The sequence below is a fragment of the uncultured Chloroflexus sp. genome (assembly GCF_938091255.1).
GTDB lineage: Bacteria > Chloroflexota > Chloroflexia > Chloroflexales > Chloroflexaceae > Chloroflexus.
Map to the genome: position 1 here is coordinate 96,980 of NZ_CALLJH010000033.1, position 16,431 is coordinate 113,410.

A 16,431-nucleotide genomic window follows, 5' to 3' on the forward strand; every position below is an offset into this window, starting at 1 on the left:
AATGTTTCTCCTTGCATCATAACACAAAGCGCTAGATTTGGTGAATTGCATTAACTTGCTCGTATGTCTGCCCGATCTGGCCGCCGCCATAGCCAATAGCCGCCAATCAGGGCATAACCTGCCAGCAACAGCCAGAGTGGGAAGGACGGCACAGCAAGCGCCGCCCATGCCGGTTGGGCCAGCACCAGCGCCGTATTGCTGATCCAGCTCAGCGGCAGCCATGCGATGATCGCTAGCCACTGGCCGAGTGGCAGCCAGATCAACCCGCCGATCAATGCCGCCATTCCCAACAGCATCGCCACCGGCACTACCGGCACAATCAGGATATTGGCCAACGGTGCAACCAGCGAGAGATTACCGAAGTGGTAGAGCATCAGCGGCATTGTCAGCACTTGCGCCGCCAAGGTTGCGGTGAGCGCCTCGCGTACTGCTGCCAACGCGGGGTGTGCCAGCCAGCGCACCCCATCAAGCCAGTGTTCCACCGGTTTACCAAATGCAAACAGGCTCGCCGTAGCCAACACCGAGAGTTGAAAGCCGAGATCCCAGAGGGTATGCGGGTTGATCAACGTCAACAGCCAGCAAGTGGTCAACAACAACCGCCACGGCTCGCTCTGCCGCTCGGCGGTGCGGGCCAAGAGAGCGAGACTAGCCATCATCGCTGCCCGCACGACTGCCGCCGAAGCGCCGGTGAAACCGGCATAGATCCACATCACGGCTAGACTAAGCCAAAAGGCTGACCATGGTCGCAGGCGAGTGAGTTTGGCCAGTGCTGCCAGTGCCGCCGCGACGATGGTAAAGTTCCAGCCCGACACAACTAAGATGTGCGAGGTGCCGGTAGTAGCGAAAGCTGTGCGGGCCGCTTCCGGCAGACCGGCCTGAATACCGAGCAGAATCCCGATTGCCAGCGCCGCTTGTGGTTCGGGCAAGAGGCGCAGCACGGTACGCCGGCACTGCTCGCGAAACTGGCTGATCTGGGCCAACCCCCACGCCGGTTCACGCGCAGCCAATGTCTTGATAGTGGTAGGCTGGTTAAGGAGCACAAAGATGTTCCGGCGTGCAAGGTAGGCGCGGTAATCAAACTCTCCCGGACGTTGGGCAGGGCGGGGCAAGGTCAGCCTACCGCTGATCTGCAAGCGATCCCCCGGATAGTACGGGGGGTAGGGTGGGGCGCGCACCAGCACACGGCCCTCTGCCGGGGCCAACTGTCCGTCAGGGCCGGCGTGAGAAACGCTGATGACCACTTGCTGGCCGGTATCATCGCGGCGTGGCTCTTCCGCAACGCCGCCGACCAGCATCACCTCATCAGCGCTAGCCCAGCGCTCGATATGGTGCGGGCCGAGCAAGGGTTGGGCAACGTGGTAGCGCATGCCACCCAGCGCCAAACACATCGCCGCCAGCGCTACCCAGCGCCAGCGGCGATGAACAACAACGACACCTACCCCCGCCGCACCGGCTGCTAGTGCAAACCAGTGTAGCGGCAAGGCAACAACTCCAGCTAACGTGATCCCGATCAACCAACCCAGCGCCAGTCGAATCAGATTCATGCCATCTTGCCTGTTGTCAAAGCAGCGGTATCATGAAGAATACTGTTTGAAAACAGGCAAAGGATTCGCAGACTAGGAGGAAACAGCTATGTTTCGGCTTCGACGGCTTGCTGAGCCGCTAAATCGGCGGCCAACCCATCCCGTAGTTTTAACAGCAGGCGGGTGAGCTGCTCTTGCTCTTCCGGGTCAAGCAGATTCATTCGGCGCTCGACCGCTGCGTTGTGCATTGCCAGCGCCTCGGCGCGCACCGCCGCGCCGCGCGGCGTGAGGATCAGTCGCTGCGCCCGCCGATCATCAGGATCGGGATTGCGCCGCACTAATCCGTCGCGCTCGAGCCGATCGACGAGCCGGGTGATCGTGCTTTTGACACAGAGCAGTTTCGCACCCACATCGGTCAGTCGCTGACCCTGCTCGAGATCAAGCTGCAACAGCAAATTGAACTCGAGCGGCGTCAGGTTGGTATGCGCTAACGCGCGTCGGTCGCCGTCATCCAGCAGGACGTAGACATCATGGATAAGCTGGTGCGGCAAATGGGAGCGAACGTCGTGTTGTTTCATAATAGTAAACCTGCACATGTGCAATCATTTTCTTTGCAAGCAGTATACCGCTCTTGTAAGGGGGTGACAAGTAGTGAACTGATACCATAGGTGAATATGCGGCAAGCGACAGTTGCGAAGCACGTTCAATCGTTTGGCCTGCATCTAGAAGGAGGGTGCTATGACTGAACGCGAACTGGCTTCTCTGCCAACGACAACGAATGTCGCTCGATCTAAACGGCATCGTCTTCACCGGTGGGCACGCAATTATGCAGGAAAACTGCTCGATGCCGCCGGCATTACGGTCAATGGCTCACAACCATGGGACATTCAGGTATACGATGAGCGTCTCTACCTTCGCTGCTTGCTTAACGGCTCGCTTGGTCTTGGCGAAGCCTACATGGATGGTTGGTGGGACTGTGCGGCAATTGATGAGTTCATTTGCCGGCTCCTGCAAGTACAGGCACCGGTACAGGTAGGTTGGCTGGTGAATCTCCCACTATGGTTTGATAGCCGGTTTATCAATCGCCAGCGCGGCAAGGGTGCGTTCGTGATCGGTCAGCGCCACTACGATATCGGGAATGATCTCTATGCCGCGATGCTCGACCGTCGCATGATCTACAGTTGTGCTTACTGGGATAGCGGTGCCCGCACGCTGGATGAAGCGCAAGAGGCGAAGCTCGATCTGATTGCGCGCAAGCTCGATCTGCAACCGGGCATGCGTGTGCTTGATATTGGGTGTGGATGGGGCGGCACGGCCCAATATCTGGCTGAACGCTACGGCGCGCATGTAGTCGGGATTACCGTCTCGCGGGAACAAGCCGCGCTGGCTCAAGAGCGTTGTCGTGGCTTGCCGGTGGAGATCCGGCTGGAAGATTACCGGCAAACACAGGGCACGTTTGACCGGATCATCTCGGTAGGGATGTTCGAGCACGTTGGTTATCGCAATTATCGTACCTTTATGCAAACGGCGCGCCGCTTGTTGGCCGATGATGGTCTCTTGCTGTTGCACACGATCGGCACGAATGTCGCCTATCAAGGGCGCGATGCGTGGATCGAACGCTACATCTTCCCCAACTCGATGTTGCCTTCGCCGCGCTTGTTGACGGCGGCGTTCGAGGGGTTGTTTGTGCTTGAAGACTGGCACAATTTCGGTGTCAATTACGTGGCGACGCTCAAGGCATGGCATGCCAATTTCGAGCAAGCATGGCCGCAGTTGGCACACCGGTACGATGAACGTTTCTACCGCATGTGGCGCTTCTACCTGCTCACGAGCGCCGGCAGCTTTATGGCGCGGGCCAGCCAGCTTTGGCAGTTGGTGTTGTCGCCGCGTGGGGTGAAAGGTGGCTACCGGTCGATACGGTAAGGGTGTCGTAGAGACGTTAGATTGCAACGTCTCTACAACAGCCGCCGTTCCATGAACACCGTCTCGGTGATCGGGGTGGGGTAGTACGGCGCGCAGCGGGTAAAGCCGAGCGATTCGTACAGCCGGATCGCGCTGCGCATCGTGGGCAGGGTATCGAGCCGCATTAGCTCATAGCCGATTGCAGTCGCTTCTGCCACGATCTGGCTGGCGAGCCGCTGCCCTAACCCCTCGCGGCGAAACGATGGCCGCACGTACAACCGCTTCATCTCGCAGATCGTCTCGCTTAGCGGGCGCAACGCCACGCAACCTGCCGCTTCACCGGCGACGAGCGCCAGCAACAACCTGCCCTGCGGTGGCGCGTATGCACCGGGAAGCGCAGCCAGTTCTGCTTCAAACCCTTGATAACCGAGATCAATGGGCAGGCTGGCGGCGTATTCGCGAAAGAGCGCGCGGATCGCGGCGATTTGCTCTGGCTGTTCAGCCTGCATCACAACACCATGTAGTGAAAAACCTCTTGACATAGTGATTTTGATGTGCTATAGTAACAGATGGCGACGCGGCGTGGAGCAGTGGCAGCTCGTCGGGCTCATAACCCGAAGGTCGCAGGTTCGAATCCTGCCGCCGCTACCAGCTCGAAAGGGACACAGCAATGCTGTGTCCCTTTTATTTTACCCGAAATGTTCATGAGACACGGATTTCCACCGACGAGGACAAATGCGCACGGGTCGGGCCACCGTGCGCATCCGTAGCACCCATGCTCTCTTTCTTGACAAAACAGACTATCTTATTTAAGATTAACGCAAGAACTTGAAAACTTACGTAAGGTAGTTATCTATGGCTGCTCAATCAATTTCTTCCCCACCCGCGCTCGTTGATCGCACGGCGTTGCGCGTCAATCAGGCCACGATCATTCTGTTGCTCCTGCTCGCCTTTGCTGCCGACTATCTCTGGCTGCTCGCCTTTGTCGCTGCGGTGATGGCGCTTGGCACTATCTCGCCGGCGCTAGCGCTCTTTCAGCGCCTCTATCGCGATGTGTTGCGCCCGCTTGGTCTCCTGCGCCCCGATTTCCACCAAGAAGACCCGGCCCCTCACCGATTCGCCCAAGGGATGGGCGCAGCAGTGTTAATCGCGGCCACGCTTGCATTGTGGTTCGGCGCGCATCTGCTCGGTTGGGCGCTGGCATTGCTCGTCGTTGCGCTGGCGGCTGTGAACCTGCTCTTTGGTTTCTGCGCCGGGTGCTTTATCTTCTTTCAATTGCAACGTTTGGGGCGGTGGAAATGATCGAGCGTCTCTTCATTATCGGCGCGCTCGCAGCCGGGCTTGGCTTGTTGTGGGTAGGGGTACGGTCTTGGCAGGCGTACCGGTTACGCATACTCGGCCAAATCCCCATCTTCGCCGGCATTGTCCCACTTGGCCGGCCAGCCGTGATCGCGTTTTCAACTCCCGGTTGCCGTGAATGCTACGCTCGCCAAGCGCCAGCGTTAGCCCAGTTGGCAGCGATGACGGGTGAAGAGGTTGTAGTGACCACGGTATCAGCGCTTGAACATCCGCAGCTTGTCGGGCAATTGGGTATTCTCACTGCACCCGCAACCGTTGTGCTCGATGGCAATGGCGTGGTGCGGTACGTGAATCAAGGTTTTGCCGATACTGCAACCTTGGCGCGGCAGGTGCGAGTGTTGCTGCCTCAGGCTGCGGTGCTCTCATCTGATGCTACCTGCGCTACTTCACCAAACACCTGATAATAAAGATCGGCACCGTAGCTCGTCGCTTGCGGTTCGGCCACTCGCAATTTGAAGGTACGCGAGCCATCGGATTGCCGTTCGGCGCGTAAGAAGATCGTATCTGTTCGCTGCATACGCCACCACCGACGGGCAAAATTGTAGAGATGGGTCACGAACAGTAATTTCATCTGGCTGTCGAGCAGCGCACTGATGATTTGGTGCGCAATCTCGCTCCCTTCCTGTTCGTTAGTGGCGGCAAATGACTCGTTGAGTAAGATCAGAGCGTGCGGCCGGAGCTGATCGATAATCTCACTCATCCGGGCAAGCTCTTCATCGAGTTTGCCGCTGTTCATCGTTACATCCTCTTCACGTTTGGAGTGAGTGAAGATACCACTGCAGACGTTAGCCGAGAAGGATATAGCCGGTACAAACATGCCGCATTGCATCAGCAATTGCGCAATACCTACGCTGCGCAAAAAGGTTGATTTGCCGCCCTGATTGGCGCCGGTGATAACGAATAGCTTGGCATCAGTAGCTTCGATATCGTTGTCGATCACCGGTTGTTGGCTGACTAATGCCAGCGAGACATCGTATAACCCTTTGGCAGCGAAATAAGGCTGCGTAAGTGGTAACGGTTGGGGAAACGAGATAGGCATTTGCAGCGCATACAGCCGTTTCGCCAGATGAAGACAGCCGACGTAGAACGCTAATTCACGTTGCAATATCTTGAAAAAGCCTTCCACGTGGGTAGCGGCCTGCGCGACTGCATCCGCCACCACGTTGAGACTGCGATCGCGCAGATCACCTAGCATACGACTGCCGGCTTCGTCTTTGGGGGGCAGGGTGTAAGCGTAGCTCGGTGTCGGGTCGATGAGCCGCTGTAACCAATTTTTTTGTGGTTGGTTAGGTTTACACAGTACATAATCACCCGGTTCGTTGCCTCGCCCTAGGCCGGCACTGACTAGGATACCGTCACGAAAGCTGAGCTGGCGCAGATGCTGCTCTATCTCAACAAGGTAGTCATCGCTCAGTTCTTGCTGAATCATGGCAAAAAAGCGGCTGAAGGCCGGTGATTGAAATGCCGCTCGGTGCTGATCGGCAAGCTGGCGCAGCTCCTTGAGCAGATCAAGGTAGGCAATGAGCATTGCACGTGCTTCACTGAGAATACTGCTCGGATAATGCATGCCAAACAGGCCAAGCCAACGTTTGCGTTTGAGTTCAAATGCTTTGATCGGAATTTGGTAGAGTGCATGAATGACGTTTGGGTGGTTCAGGCAATCTTGGAGGGCTGCTTGCCGATATGTGATCTGGGTTAGATCGGTGAGACTGTTCAGCAGTACCTGTTGGACAGTCGCTGCAATAAATTGATCGCCGTTGGCCATTGCGGCAATGATTGGGGCGAGGGCGAGATCGCGCAACAGATGATCGGCGTGTGCTGGGAGGGGTTTGTTCGGATCGTCGTTCCGATCAGGGTAAAGGAAATAGACCCGCATAGCTTTTTACCTATCCTATCTGGGATTATTCCGCACTGAAAAAGATACCTCAATTCTTTTCCATTCGTTCTCTAATCTGTTCATACGTCAGCCGATGTTTGCGAGCTATTGCTAGCGCATAGACGCGACCATCGGCCGGTTGGCGCACCACTTTAAACGGGCGTTGGCTTGGGTTGGCCGGATCGACGAGGCTGACCATACTGACCGTATGCTCATTCAGCCGTGAGAGTTCGTCGATGAACGTCACCCATACGCCAAACGCTTGTTGGCGCAATATGCGAGCCATAAGTTCTTTGCTCAAGAAGGTGGCGTCCTCAACGGTTGTGGAGTGAAAGATTTCGTTGAGGATTAGCAGCGTGTTGCTCGTCGTCTTGACCATCAGCTCGTGCATTCGCACCAACTCGTCTTGGAGTTTCCCGCGCAGGTTGGTGATGGCTTCGCTCCGTTCAAAGTGGGTGAAGATGTGATCGGGAATGAAGAGGCGAGCTTGACGGGCTGGCACCGGCAGGCCTAACGCAGCTAGATAGTGCAACTGCCCAACCATCCGCGCAAATGTTGTTTTGCCACCCTGATTTGGGCCTGATACGACAAGTATCTGTTCTGGTTCGATGAGGTCGTAGTCATTGAGCACGATCGGCGCTTGTCGCGCATACATCGCGTGGGCGAGCGCCAGATCAAAGCCATCGCGCACGGTCTCGTTGCGGTCGCTGCGGCTTATCTCTGGGTAACAAAACGGCAAACTTTGCTGCCGGAAGCGCGCAATGAATTCAAGGTAGGCCAGATAAAACCGGATCTCGCGGTCGAAGCGGCGAATTGTCTCATCAATAAACCGTTCGTGCTGGGCGCAAAATTGGGCAAGGGCAGCAAACGGCTCAGGCGTGAGACGAGCGACAAATTCGACAATTTTAGCCTCGATATGGTTCATCCCCGCTGCTTCACGCAGATTGGTGAGATAGCTAGGACTATCTTCTTGACGGAATTTAGCGAATACGGCGCTGATCTCTGGACTGTACGGTTGCTCGTTTTCAAAACTTTTAACAATAAAAGAATCACTACGAATTATTAAACTAAACCTGATCTGCTGTAGTGCATGTTCTATGCTCTGTGCTGCGTTGTTTAGTTCGCTAAATGTGGGTGTGCTTAGATAGTTGTACAGATAATGCGTAAACGATTGCAAACCAACAGAACGTACTTCTGCTGTGCTCAGCGTATGGGCTAATTCACTTACGGCAGTGCAATAGGTCAACACCGCTTCAAGTAACCACCCTTGCCGGTGATGCTCGTAGATCAGGGTTTGTCGCAGAGCAAGGTAACGAGCGATGGTGTCCATCTGCTTATTAAAAGTGGTGATTGCTGTCGCAATGCGCGGGTGTTCGAGATCGCGCGCCACTGCTTGTCGATGGCGGATGAGTTCCTCGTCACGCAGCGGCGCATGAAAGAATGGTTGCAGCCGCGCATCTTTGTACGCAGTTGCAATCGCCTCCACCACCTGATCAAGGTTCAAATCGGGAAAACATTGCGGTACCGGTGTATCGTCGGGAATGTCGGTGAATAGAATGCTGTGAAACGTCATCGCGGCTCCCTCTCAACAACAGAAAAGCCTCTACAGAAGGTACCTTCTGTAGAGGCTATCAGCCCGCAGGCACTTGCAACGGTGAGCCTCATCACCTCTTTACTAATCGTAGTTTATCACACCCATAGTGAGAAGGCAAGGATGGTTGCCTTTCTCGCCTTCCAGCATTCAGTTCGATCAGTGTGACCATAGATGTCACAAGGTCGTGCTACGATGTGACCGAAGTACCGGTACTTGCATCAAATGAAACGCTGAATAACTACGGAGCAAGACAATGTCCATGCGACAGCTTTTCATCCTCTTGGTCTGGTTCGGTCTGGTTCTGTCGGTCTTGATGCTAACCGGTCGTGCCGTTATTGCCGCTCCCCTAACTCCACCTGCGGCTGCCGTCACTGCCAATGCGGCTTCATCGCTCCTGCCACAGCGAGTTGTTGCCGTTGATGTCTATGACAGGCATAGTTGTGCGTTAACGGCTGATGGCAAGGTGTGGTGTTGGGGTGATAATTTTTATGGTCAGCTCGGTGATGGCACGCACCAAAACACAAGTGTCCCGGTGCAAGCGACATTGTTGAATGCCAGTGCGGTTAAGATTGCCGTTGGTTATGGGTATACGTGTGCTGTTACTGTAGAGAACCGGATTGTTTGTTGGGGCTATTCGTATAATACCGTTCAGTCTCGGGAATTGACCGGCATAACCGGAACCGTGACCGCTCTGGTGGCGGGCAGCTATCCGTGCGTTCTCAACGATAGCGGCATGGTTATGTGCTTCCAAGGTTCAACGCCAACGATCCCGATTTCAAGCGGCGCTGTATCGATATCGATGGGCTCCTCGCATGCATGTGCTGTGATGACCGATGGCCGTGTATGGTGTTGGGGTGATAATTCCTTTGGTCAATTGGGTGAAGGCGTAGCAGAGTGGCAACCGACGCCGGTAGCCGTGGCGCATCTGCCGAATACGATGGTTGCCGTTTCCGCCGGTAGGATGTATACCTGTGCGTTGAGTCGAGATGGTCGAGTCTGGTGTTGGGGCTACAATGAACATGGTCAGCTCGGTGATGGCACAACTACGAGTCGGGCACGGCCAATGGTGGTGGCTGATCTGCCAACGGACATTACCAGCATCAGCACCGGTTCGTTTCATACGTGTGCCGTGACCGCGTCGGGCAGTGCATGGTGTTGGGGTAACAATTTCTACGGTTCATTGGGAAATAACGATGTTCACGGTATGTCTACCAAACCGGTTGCGGTAACCGGTATCACAGGCGGCATTACCGCTCTGTCTGCCGGGTATAACCATACCTGTGCGTTGATGGCGAGTGGCGGCGTGTTATGTTGGGGGCGCAATTTGGAGGGCCAACTAGGTGATGGCAGAGTTCTGCAGAGCACCACTGCGCGGTACAGTGCATCAGTGCCGAGTGGGGTACAAGCAATCACCGCAGGGCATTCGCATACCTGTGCCCTCGCTGCCGATGGTCGAGTGCTATGCTGGGGGGCAAAGTACGATAAAAATCTCTGCGATACGATGTTTACCGCACGTGGGGTGCCGACGGAAGTCGAAACGCTGTCAGGGGTGACGGCAATCGATGCCGGCAATAGCCATACGTGCGCCCTGACGAGTGCCGGTGGTGTCGTCTGTTGGGGTGGCAATTATTATGGGCAGGCCGGCAATTCCTCTGGCCGGCGCAGTGATCCGCTACCGGTGACGAATCTGTCGTCAGGCGTGAGCGCAATCACTGCCGGTGAGCAGCACACCTGTGCGCTTAAGCAGAACGGCGACGTAGTCTGCTGGGGGCATCAGTGGGGTGCTACACCGACTGTGATTGCTGGTCTGCCACGTGATGTGCGCGCGATTACTGCCGGTGGGTTTCAGACCTGTGCCTTAGCCGCTGATGGTAGTGTGTATTGTTGGGCAAATGGCACGAGTGCTGAGTTCAGTAGTGACAAGATGCCGATGCGGGTCGCTAACCTCACCGATGTGCGCGCAATTGCGGCCGGTGGTGCGCACACCTGTGCTGTCACTGCAACAGGTGGGGTGGTGTGTTGGGGGGCGAATAGGAGCGGTCAGCTCGGTGACGGCACCACAACGGATCGCACAGCACCGGTTGCTGTAAATGGTTTAAGTACGGGTGTAGTCGCGCTAGCGGCGGGCAACGACCATACCTGTGCGCTCACGGTCGATCATCAGGTAAAGTGTTGGGGAAACAATGATGCCGGTCAGCTCGGTGTTAATGCACCAACAACCAGCAGCGAGCCGGTGACAGTAACGGGGATTACCGGTCAAGTAACCGCTCTGACTGCCGGCAATAGTCATTCATGCGCGCTGTTGGCAGACGGTCGTGCCGTATGCTGGGGTGACAATGAAACCGGCCAGTTGGGTCTTGGTGATTTCCCCTACCGTGGATTCCCGATGCTGGTGCAGCTTGGGCTGTCTCAGTTGTACGTACCGCTCGTCAACCGATAACGGAGACCCTGCGCGGCGGTTCTTCTGGCACCGCCGCGAACCGCCGCTGTCGTGTGAGCCAGCGGATAGATTGTCAACAAGAGGGCTGCTCAGCTCACGACTGTAGGGCACACGCGACGGTACGTCTGGCGCCGCCGCGTGTAGCATACTATTCACCGTTGCGAACCGTTTAATCTGCCGCTACCGCGGTTTTCGCTTCAACCGGCGGATGAATGGCAAACACGGCGGGGGTGCTGCCCAGCTTACGACCCAATGCATGCACCGCTTCGGCAACAATGCTGACGCAACGATCAGCCTCTTCGCGGGTCAGGATCAGCGGCGGGGCCAGTTGGATCACCGGCTCAAGCCGGTCATCGGCGCGACAGATCAAACCGCGCTGCTTCAACTGGTCGCTCAGCCAGACCATCAACCGCTCTTCGGCCAACGATTCGCGGGTCGCGCGGTCACGCACCAGCTCGACCGCCATAAACATCCCCATCCCGCGCACCTCACCGACGTTAGGATGATTACCGACTGCCGTTTCAAGTTCGCGCATCAGGTAGGCGCCCATATCGCGGCTCCGCTCAAGCAGATGCTCGCGTTCGATAATGTCAAGGTTGGCGAGTGCAGCGGCGCAACTGGCGGCGTGCCCACCGAAGGTAATGCCGTGCATGAACTTGTCGGCGTCGTTGTCAGACACAAACACATCGGCGATCGTATCACGCACAATCGCTGCGCCGAGCGGTGCGTAGCCGCTGGTCATCGCTTTCGCGGTTGTGATGATGTCGGGGTTGACTCCCATTGCTGTCGAACCGAACCAGTCGCCAACGCGACCAAAACCGCAGATCACCTCATCGACAATCATCACAATCCCATAGTGATCGCAAATCTGGCGGATACGCTGGAGGTAGCCGGGGGGCGAGACAATCGCGCCACCGCTATTCTGCACCGGCTCCATGATGATGGCAGCGATAGTTTCTGGCCCTTCAAACTCGATCAAGCGCTCGACCTCATCAACACAGACGCCATGGCAAGCACTGTGCAGGGCGCAGTAGTCGCAGCGGTAGCGGTAGGGAAGCGGCACGTGGCGCGCACCCGGCACTAGTGGCCCAAAACCGTTGCGGATCGAGGTCACGCCATTAACCGAGAGCGCCCCCATCGAGGTGCCGTGGTAGCTCACGCGGCGGGCAATAATCTTGGTGCGGTCGGCAAAACCACGTCGGCGCTGATATGCCTTGGCGAGTTTCAGCGCTGTCTCAACCGCATCTGAACCGCCGGTCGTCAGGAAGACGCGCGAGCGGGGGCCGGTCGGGCTGATGGCCGCCAGCCGTGCTGACAGATCGATTAATGGCAAACTGGGGAAGCTAAAGGGACTAACGTATGCTATCTCGCTCAGTTGAGCACTGATCGCCTCGATAATTTCACGGCGACCATAACCGACATTGACCGTAAACAGACCGGAGAGTCCATCGATGTACTCATTGCCGTCTTGATCCCATACGCGCGACCCTTCACCTCGCACGAGCACCGTGGGTCGCGCGTCGGTACTGGAGAAGTGGCCCATTTGGAAGAAGTGCAGCCAAGCGTTGTCACTAAGGGCCTGTAAGCGATTGTTCGTCAAAGTACTCATATAACCTCACTAACTACGTCCGCTACCGTGGTCTCCAACGCGCATTGCGCGACTGCGACGCCGCAGCAGGCTAGAAGGGAAACCACATCGTAGGCACGTGCCCCGACGCTGGCGCGGACACGAGAACAGGGCGACGCACCGACTGGTGCAACTGAGATGCGCGTGGCCCTGACACACGCACACCTCACGGGTATCAATCTGCCAATGGAGTGCCTTTCTAGCCGGACGGGCCGGCGCTATAAACACTCATCCAGCGCGTATACGAAACCAGCGGGGAACAGCTCGACGCTGCCCGTGAACAGTGGTTTGCGTATCGCGGGGCTAATTATCGACCAGACGCATCACCCGGAAGGCTTCGGCGTAAGCCGTACCGATCTTGGCGCCGTTCTCGGCATCCCACTTGCGCACCCACTCGGCGACCTCGGGGCCAAGTTGCGAGCGGTGGCAGAGCAGGCTCTCGATCTTCTGCTCGATCCGATCGCTGATATCGAGGTAAAGATCAGGGGCCGGCGGGAACATCAGATAGAGTTCGCGCACTTTATGCGGCTCGTAGCCTTCGGCGAGCAATTCCGGGAAGATAGGACGGGTTTCAGCGCTAGGGAAGACAGCGTAAATTGCCGCTTCGCCAGCGGCCCGATGATCGGGGTGATTGATGTACGTGCTGCCGGCAAAGATCAAGGTTGGGTCTTGGCAGAGCACGCGGAAGGGGCGAATCTCACGGATGAGACGAGTCAACTCGCGCCGCAGTTCAAGGGTTGGCTGTAACACGCCGTCACGATAGCCGAGGAAACGCACATCATGAACACCCAGCACGGTTGCTGCTGCTCGCTGCTCATCCTGCCGGCGCGCCGCCAATGCCACCAGATCGATCCCCGGCTCGTTAGAGCCGGCCGATCCATCGGTAACAATACAGTAGATCACCGGATGTCCAGACGCCACCCAGCCGGCAATCGTCCCAGCGGCGGCAAACTCGATGTCGTCAGCGTGTGCGGCAATGACCAAAATTGGTTCGGGCTGGACGTGCATACAACCTCCCTCTTTTCTAGTCTACACGAAGATCGGGGGGCTTGTCTAGGGGGGTTATGCCGCAACCAGATCTGTAACGTATGCCGAGACGTGCTGAGCGATCGCAAGTGCTTCCTCGGCATCACGTTGATTGGGCAGCGATTGGGATACATCAGGGGTGAAACCCGGATAGCGAGTCGTTGCTATCGCGGCTCGTGGCGCAGCATTGACTTGACTGGGCAGATCAGACAACTTGTGAATACGGTACGGCACAAGGCCTTGATGCACGATCAACGCTTCGAGTGACGTTTTAACGCACTGCGGGCAATGAAAACAAACCTGATTAGAGATGCCTTCACGCAGGCAAGCCGGGCGACGCGCACATCATCGCGCGCAGAAGCTAGCCATTGTTCAGGAGCGCTCATAGAGCACCTTTCCTTATCAGCTTCGATACTTTCATCGTCGCAAATTCGTGCGGCGTGTAGACCACAATATTAACCCCAAGGCGCGGAGGTAGTAACAACAGCACCTCGTGGATGTGATCAAGGGAACGTTGATCTGTTCGGGGTGATAGTGCTCGCGTAGCAGCTCGACGTAGCAAGCCAATTCCGCTTCCAGCAATGCGCAGCGTGCTTGGATGGGATCGGTGATGGGTGTGTTCATGAGTTTAGGTCAGTATTTGCTGATCGATCTTAAGATCATCTCCTAGTTCAATTCCCAGCCAAAATCGAGGAATTCGCGCCATTCCCAAATCAGATCACGCCCACGTTGGATCCGGTAAAGACCGTGCTGGTCGAGGAGTGTACGGATGGCGGCAAAGCGCAATGTGAGCCAACCGTCACGTTCGTAGAGCACAATGTCATCGAGCGCGATGTCGAGATACAGCGGTGCAAGATAGGGAGTGAATTCGGCAGGCGTTTTGACTATCACGGTCGCTCTTCCGCGCCACGCCGCCGGCAAGCACGCAAGCAGATATTGGTGGCGCTCCTATAACGATGTTGGCAGATGTTCCGCGATGAGCAACAGATCTCAATCGCTTGCGGGCCGGGCATCATCCCACGCTCGTAAGCCGAACAAGGCCATCCCGATCAGGTTGTGGCCCAACGGTTGTTGTAATGCTGCCACAACCGGAACGAGATCATTGATGGGTGTTGCTGTTTGGGTCGCCGGTCACGTGATCCTGCCTTGATGGAAGACGGTTATGGAGAGTCATTATTGTATCGGATTCTAAGGGTGTTGGGCGCGATGGGGTATGACTATGGGGAAACCGGATACCCACAGGTGAGTCGGATTGGTATGGTTGGCGCAGTTGGTGTGCATCCGGCCCAATCCTTGTCCTATACACCATGAATCACTCCTGCCTTGCACATTTGCTGGTACAATAAAAAAGCATCCCCCAATCGAACCAACCGGCGAGGAGGCAGCATGAAACGACGGGGCTGGAATCCGGCGACGTGGGTAAGTCTCGTACCCAATGGGCTTGGGCAGGTCAAGCCAAACCATTATTGGGAAATGGCGCGCACCGTGTGGGAAAATCGCGACAGTCTCGGCAAGGCGTGGCGGATTTTAAACGAGGGTGTCTGCGATGGGTGCGCGTTGGGTACCGCCGGTCTGCGCGATTTCACCATGAAAGGTGTGCATCTCTGTACGGTACGACTGAACCTGTTGCGCCTCAATACGATGCCGCCGCTCGATGTGCGTCGGCTAGAGGATGTTACGGCGCTGCGCGATCTGAGCGGGCGTGAATTGCGTGCGCTTGGCCGCTTGCCCTACCCTATGATCCGCCGGCGTGGTGAGGCTGGCTTTCGCCGAATGACGTGGGACGCAGCGCTGAACGAGATTGCCGCGTGCCTGCGCACTGCTGATCCGCGCCGGATCGCGTTTTATCTCACTTCACGCGGCATCACCAACGAGACTTACTATGTGGCCCAAAAGGTGGCCCGCTTTCTCGGCACCAATAACATCGATAACGCTGCCCGTCTCTGCCACGCACCGAGCACGACCGCAATGAAGCAGGTCCTCGGTGTAGCTGCTTCGACCTGTAGCTACCGCGACTGGATTGGCAGCGATGTGCTGCTCTTTATCGGCAGCGATGCGCCCAACAATCAGCCGGTGACGACCAAGTATCTCTATTACGCCAAGCAGCACGGCACCCGCATTTTCGTCATCAACCCCTACCGCGAACCGGGTCTCGAACGCTATTGGGTACCGAGTGTATTCGAGAGCGCGCTGTTCGGCACCCGCCTCGCCGACCGCTTCTTCCAGATTCACACCGGTGGCGACATCGCTTTTCTCAACGGCGTGCTCAAGCATCTGATCGAGCGAAATTGGATTGACCGTTCCTTTATTGACGCCCATACCTGCGGCTTTGCCGATGTGCAGATCGCGCTGGCCGGGCAGTCTTGGGAGGAATTGGAACAGGCGAGCGGCAGCACCCGCGCCGAGATGCTGACCCTTGCCGAGGTATTGGCACAGGCCAAGAGTGCGGTGTTCGTGTGGAGTATGGGTATTACGCAGCACGAGTATGGGGTCGAGAATGTCAAAGCAATTCTCAATTTGGCGCTTGCCCGTGGTTTTATTGGCCGAGAATACTGCGGGGTGATGCCGATCCGTGGTCATAGCGGCGTGCAAGGTGGTGGCGAGATGGGGTGTCTGGCGACGGCTTTCCCCGGCGGGAGACCGGTGAATACCGCGCAAGCGCGCTGGCTGGGCAGGCAGTGGGGCTTTGCCGTGCCGGATTGGAAGGGGCTCAGTTGCGGCGAGATGCTCGATGCTGCTTACGATGGTGCGCTTGATGTGTTCTACGCCGTAGGAGGCAATTTCCTCGATACCATGCCCGATCCTGAGTACATTCGCGCTGCGCTGAGCCGTCCGGCGCTGCGCGTCCATCAAGATATTGTCCTAACCAGCCAAATGCTAGTTGATCCCGCCGACACCGTGATCCTGCTGCCGGCAGCGACGCGCTACGAGCAGCGCGATGGCGGTACTGAAACCTCTACCGAGCGCGAGATTATCTTCTCGCCGTTCATTACGCCGCCTCCCGGCGAAGCACGCAGCGAGTGGGAAATTCTCATGCAGGTGGCCGAACGAACCTACCCCGAACGATCGCGTCTGATCCGGTTT

General features: G+C 56.9%; 14 protein-coding genes, 1 tRNA gene and 1 riboswitch. Of the genes, 6 read left to right on the forward strand and 9 right to left on the reverse strand.

What is annotated here, in order from left to right:
- Nucleotides 1–50: 50 nt before the first annotated feature.
- Nucleotides 51–1,544: a ComEC/Rec2 family competence protein gene (locus Q1A00_RS12040; RefSeq protein ID WP_299757022.1), complete on the reverse strand. Its 1,494-nt coding sequence runs from the start codon at nucleotides 1,542–1,544 to the stop codon at nucleotides 51–53.
- Nucleotides 1,545–1,630: 86 nt separating this feature from the next.
- Nucleotides 1,631–2,101 (reverse strand): MarR family winged helix-turn-helix transcriptional regulator, encoded by a 471-nt coding sequence (locus Q1A00_RS12045; RefSeq protein WP_299645055.1) that lies wholly within the window; start codon nucleotides 2,099–2,101, stop codon nucleotides 1,631–1,633.
- Between the two features lie 160 nt (nucleotides 2,102–2,261).
- On the opposite strand from Q1A00_RS12045, the gene cfa reads away from it, so the two are divergent.
- Nucleotides 2,262–3,446, forward strand: coding sequence for a cyclopropane fatty acyl phospholipid synthase (gene cfa / locus Q1A00_RS12050; RefSeq protein WP_299645056.1), 1,185 nt, complete (start codon nucleotides 2,262–2,264; stop codon nucleotides 3,444–3,446).
- A gap of 32 nt (nucleotides 3,447–3,478) precedes the next feature.
- Here cfa and Q1A00_RS12055 read toward each other — a convergent pair whose 3' ends face one another.
- The gene (locus Q1A00_RS12055) at nucleotides 3,479–3,934 is read right to left on the reverse strand and encodes a GNAT family N-acetyltransferase (RefSeq protein ID WP_299757025.1); all 456 of its coding nucleotides are present in this window, start codon (nucleotides 3,932–3,934) and stop codon (nucleotides 3,479–3,481) included.
- A gap of 67 nt (nucleotides 3,935–4,001) precedes the next feature.
- On the opposite strand from Q1A00_RS12055, the gene Q1A00_RS12060 reads away from it, so the two are divergent.
- The 3 genes from Q1A00_RS12060 (at nucleotide 4,002) to Q1A00_RS12070 (ending at nucleotide 5,185) form a co-directional block, all read left to right on the forward strand.
- Nucleotides 4,002–4,076 (forward strand) — tRNA-Met (locus Q1A00_RS12060).
- 204 nt (nucleotides 4,077–4,280) lie between these two features.
- Nucleotides 4,281–4,727, forward strand: coding sequence for a DUF4395 domain-containing protein (locus Q1A00_RS12065; protein WP_299645058.1), 447 nt, complete (start codon nucleotides 4,281–4,283; stop codon nucleotides 4,725–4,727).
- Entirely contained in the window at nucleotides 4,724–5,185 is a 462-nt protein-coding gene (locus Q1A00_RS12070) for a thioredoxin (RefSeq protein ID WP_299645059.1), read from the forward strand. Before Q1A00_RS12065 ends, Q1A00_RS12070 begins: the two co-directional genes overlap by 4 nt.
- Here the strand turns inward: Q1A00_RS12070 and Q1A00_RS12075 are convergent.
- Nucleotides 5,131–6,660 (reverse strand): DNA mismatch repair protein MutS, encoded by a 1,530-nt coding sequence (locus tag Q1A00_RS12075; RefSeq protein WP_299757029.1) that lies wholly within the window; start codon nucleotides 6,658–6,660, stop codon nucleotides 5,131–5,133. The genes Q1A00_RS12070 and Q1A00_RS12075 overlap by 55 nt on opposite strands.
- Nucleotides 6,661–6,709: 49 nt before the next feature.
- Nucleotides 6,710–8,233 carry a DNA mismatch repair protein MutS gene (locus tag Q1A00_RS12080; RefSeq protein ID WP_299757032.1) on the reverse strand — a complete coding sequence of 508 codons (1,524 nt, stop codon included), beginning with the start codon at nucleotides 8,231–8,233 and terminating at the stop codon, nucleotides 6,710–6,712.
- Nucleotides 8,234–8,275: 42 nt separating this feature from the next.
- Nucleotides 8,276–8,338: riboswitch (Fluoride riboswitch) on the reverse strand.
- A 229-nt stretch (nucleotides 8,339–8,567) separates the two neighbouring features.
- Between Q1A00_RS12080 and Q1A00_RS12085 the strand changes: the two genes are divergently transcribed.
- Nucleotides 8,568–10,694 (forward strand): RCC1 repeat-containing protein, encoded by a 2,127-nt coding sequence (locus Q1A00_RS12085; RefSeq protein WP_366917427.1) that lies wholly within the window; start codon nucleotides 8,568–8,570, stop codon nucleotides 10,692–10,694.
- 169 nt (nucleotides 10,695–10,863) lie between these two features.
- On the opposite strand, the gene Q1A00_RS12090 is transcribed toward Q1A00_RS12085, so the two are convergent.
- The 4 genes from Q1A00_RS12090 to Q1A00_RS12100 all read right to left on the reverse strand — a co-directional run bounded on the left by Q1A00_RS12090 (nucleotide 10,864) and on the right by Q1A00_RS12100 (nucleotide 14,238).
- Nucleotides 10,864–12,303 (reverse strand): aminotransferase class III-fold pyridoxal phosphate-dependent enzyme, encoded by a 1,440-nt coding sequence (locus Q1A00_RS12090; protein ID WP_299645062.1) that lies wholly within the window; start codon nucleotides 12,301–12,303, stop codon nucleotides 10,864–10,866.
- A gap of 321 nt (nucleotides 12,304–12,624) precedes the next feature.
- Complete coding sequence (locus Q1A00_RS12095) at nucleotides 12,625–13,329, reverse strand: PIG-L deacetylase family protein (RefSeq protein ID WP_299645063.1); 705 nt, start codon at nucleotides 13,327–13,329, stop codon at nucleotides 12,625–12,627.
- A gap of 54 nt (nucleotides 13,330–13,383) precedes the next feature.
- Entirely contained in the window at nucleotides 13,384–13,671 is a 288-nt protein-coding gene (locus tag Q1A00_RS18480; protein ID WP_366917428.1) for a DNA-binding protein, read from the reverse strand.
- A 342-nt stretch (nucleotides 13,672–14,013) separates the two neighbouring features.
- Nucleotides 14,014–14,238, reverse strand: coding sequence for a hypothetical protein (locus Q1A00_RS12100; protein WP_299757036.1), 225 nt, complete (start codon nucleotides 14,236–14,238; stop codon nucleotides 14,014–14,016).
- Nucleotides 14,239–14,733: 495 nt separating this feature from the next.
- Between Q1A00_RS12100 and Q1A00_RS12105 the strand changes: the two genes are divergently transcribed.
- On the forward strand, nucleotides 14,734–16,431 hold a 1,698-nt coding region (locus tag Q1A00_RS12105), incomplete at its 3' end, for a molybdopterin-dependent oxidoreductase (RefSeq protein ID WP_299757039.1).

Coding starts and splice junctions, on each gene's coding strand:
- Q1A00_RS12040 (WP_299757022.1), bottom strand. CDS start 1,544: ATGAATCTGATTCGACTGGCGCTGGGTTGGTTGATCGGGATCACGTTA.
- Q1A00_RS12045 (WP_299645055.1), bottom strand. CDS start 2,101: ATGAAACAACACGACGTTCGCTCCCATTTGCCGCACCAGCTTATCCAT.
- cfa (WP_299645056.1), top strand. CDS start 2,262: ATGACTGAACGCGAACTGGCTTCTCTGCCAACGACAACGAATGTCGCT.
- Q1A00_RS12055 (WP_299757025.1), bottom strand. CDS start 3,934: ATGCAGGCTGAACAGCCAGAGCAAATCGCCGCGATCCGCGCGCTCTTT.
- Q1A00_RS12065 (WP_299645058.1), top strand. CDS start 4,281: ATGGCTGCTCAATCAATTTCTTCCCCACCCGCGCTCGTTGATCGCACG.
- Q1A00_RS12070 (WP_299645059.1), top strand. CDS start 4,724: ATGATCGAGCGTCTCTTCATTATCGGCGCGCTCGCAGCCGGGCTTGGC.
- Q1A00_RS12075 (WP_299757029.1), bottom strand. CDS start 6,660: ATGCGGGTCTATTTCCTTTACCCTGATCGGAACGACGATCCGAACAAA.
- Q1A00_RS12080 (WP_299757032.1), bottom strand. CDS start 8,233: ATGACGTTTCACAGCATTCTATTCACCGACATTCCCGACGATACACCG.
- Q1A00_RS12085 (WP_366917427.1), top strand. CDS start 8,568: ATGCTAACCGGTCGTGCCGTTATTGCCGCTCCCCTAACTCCACCTGCG.
- Q1A00_RS12090 (WP_299645062.1), bottom strand. CDS start 12,303: ATGAGTACTTTGACGAACAATCGCTTACAGGCCCTTAGTGACAACGCT.
- Q1A00_RS12095 (WP_299645063.1), bottom strand. CDS start 13,329: ATGCACGTCCAGCCCGAACCAATTTTGGTCATTGCCGCACACGCTGAC.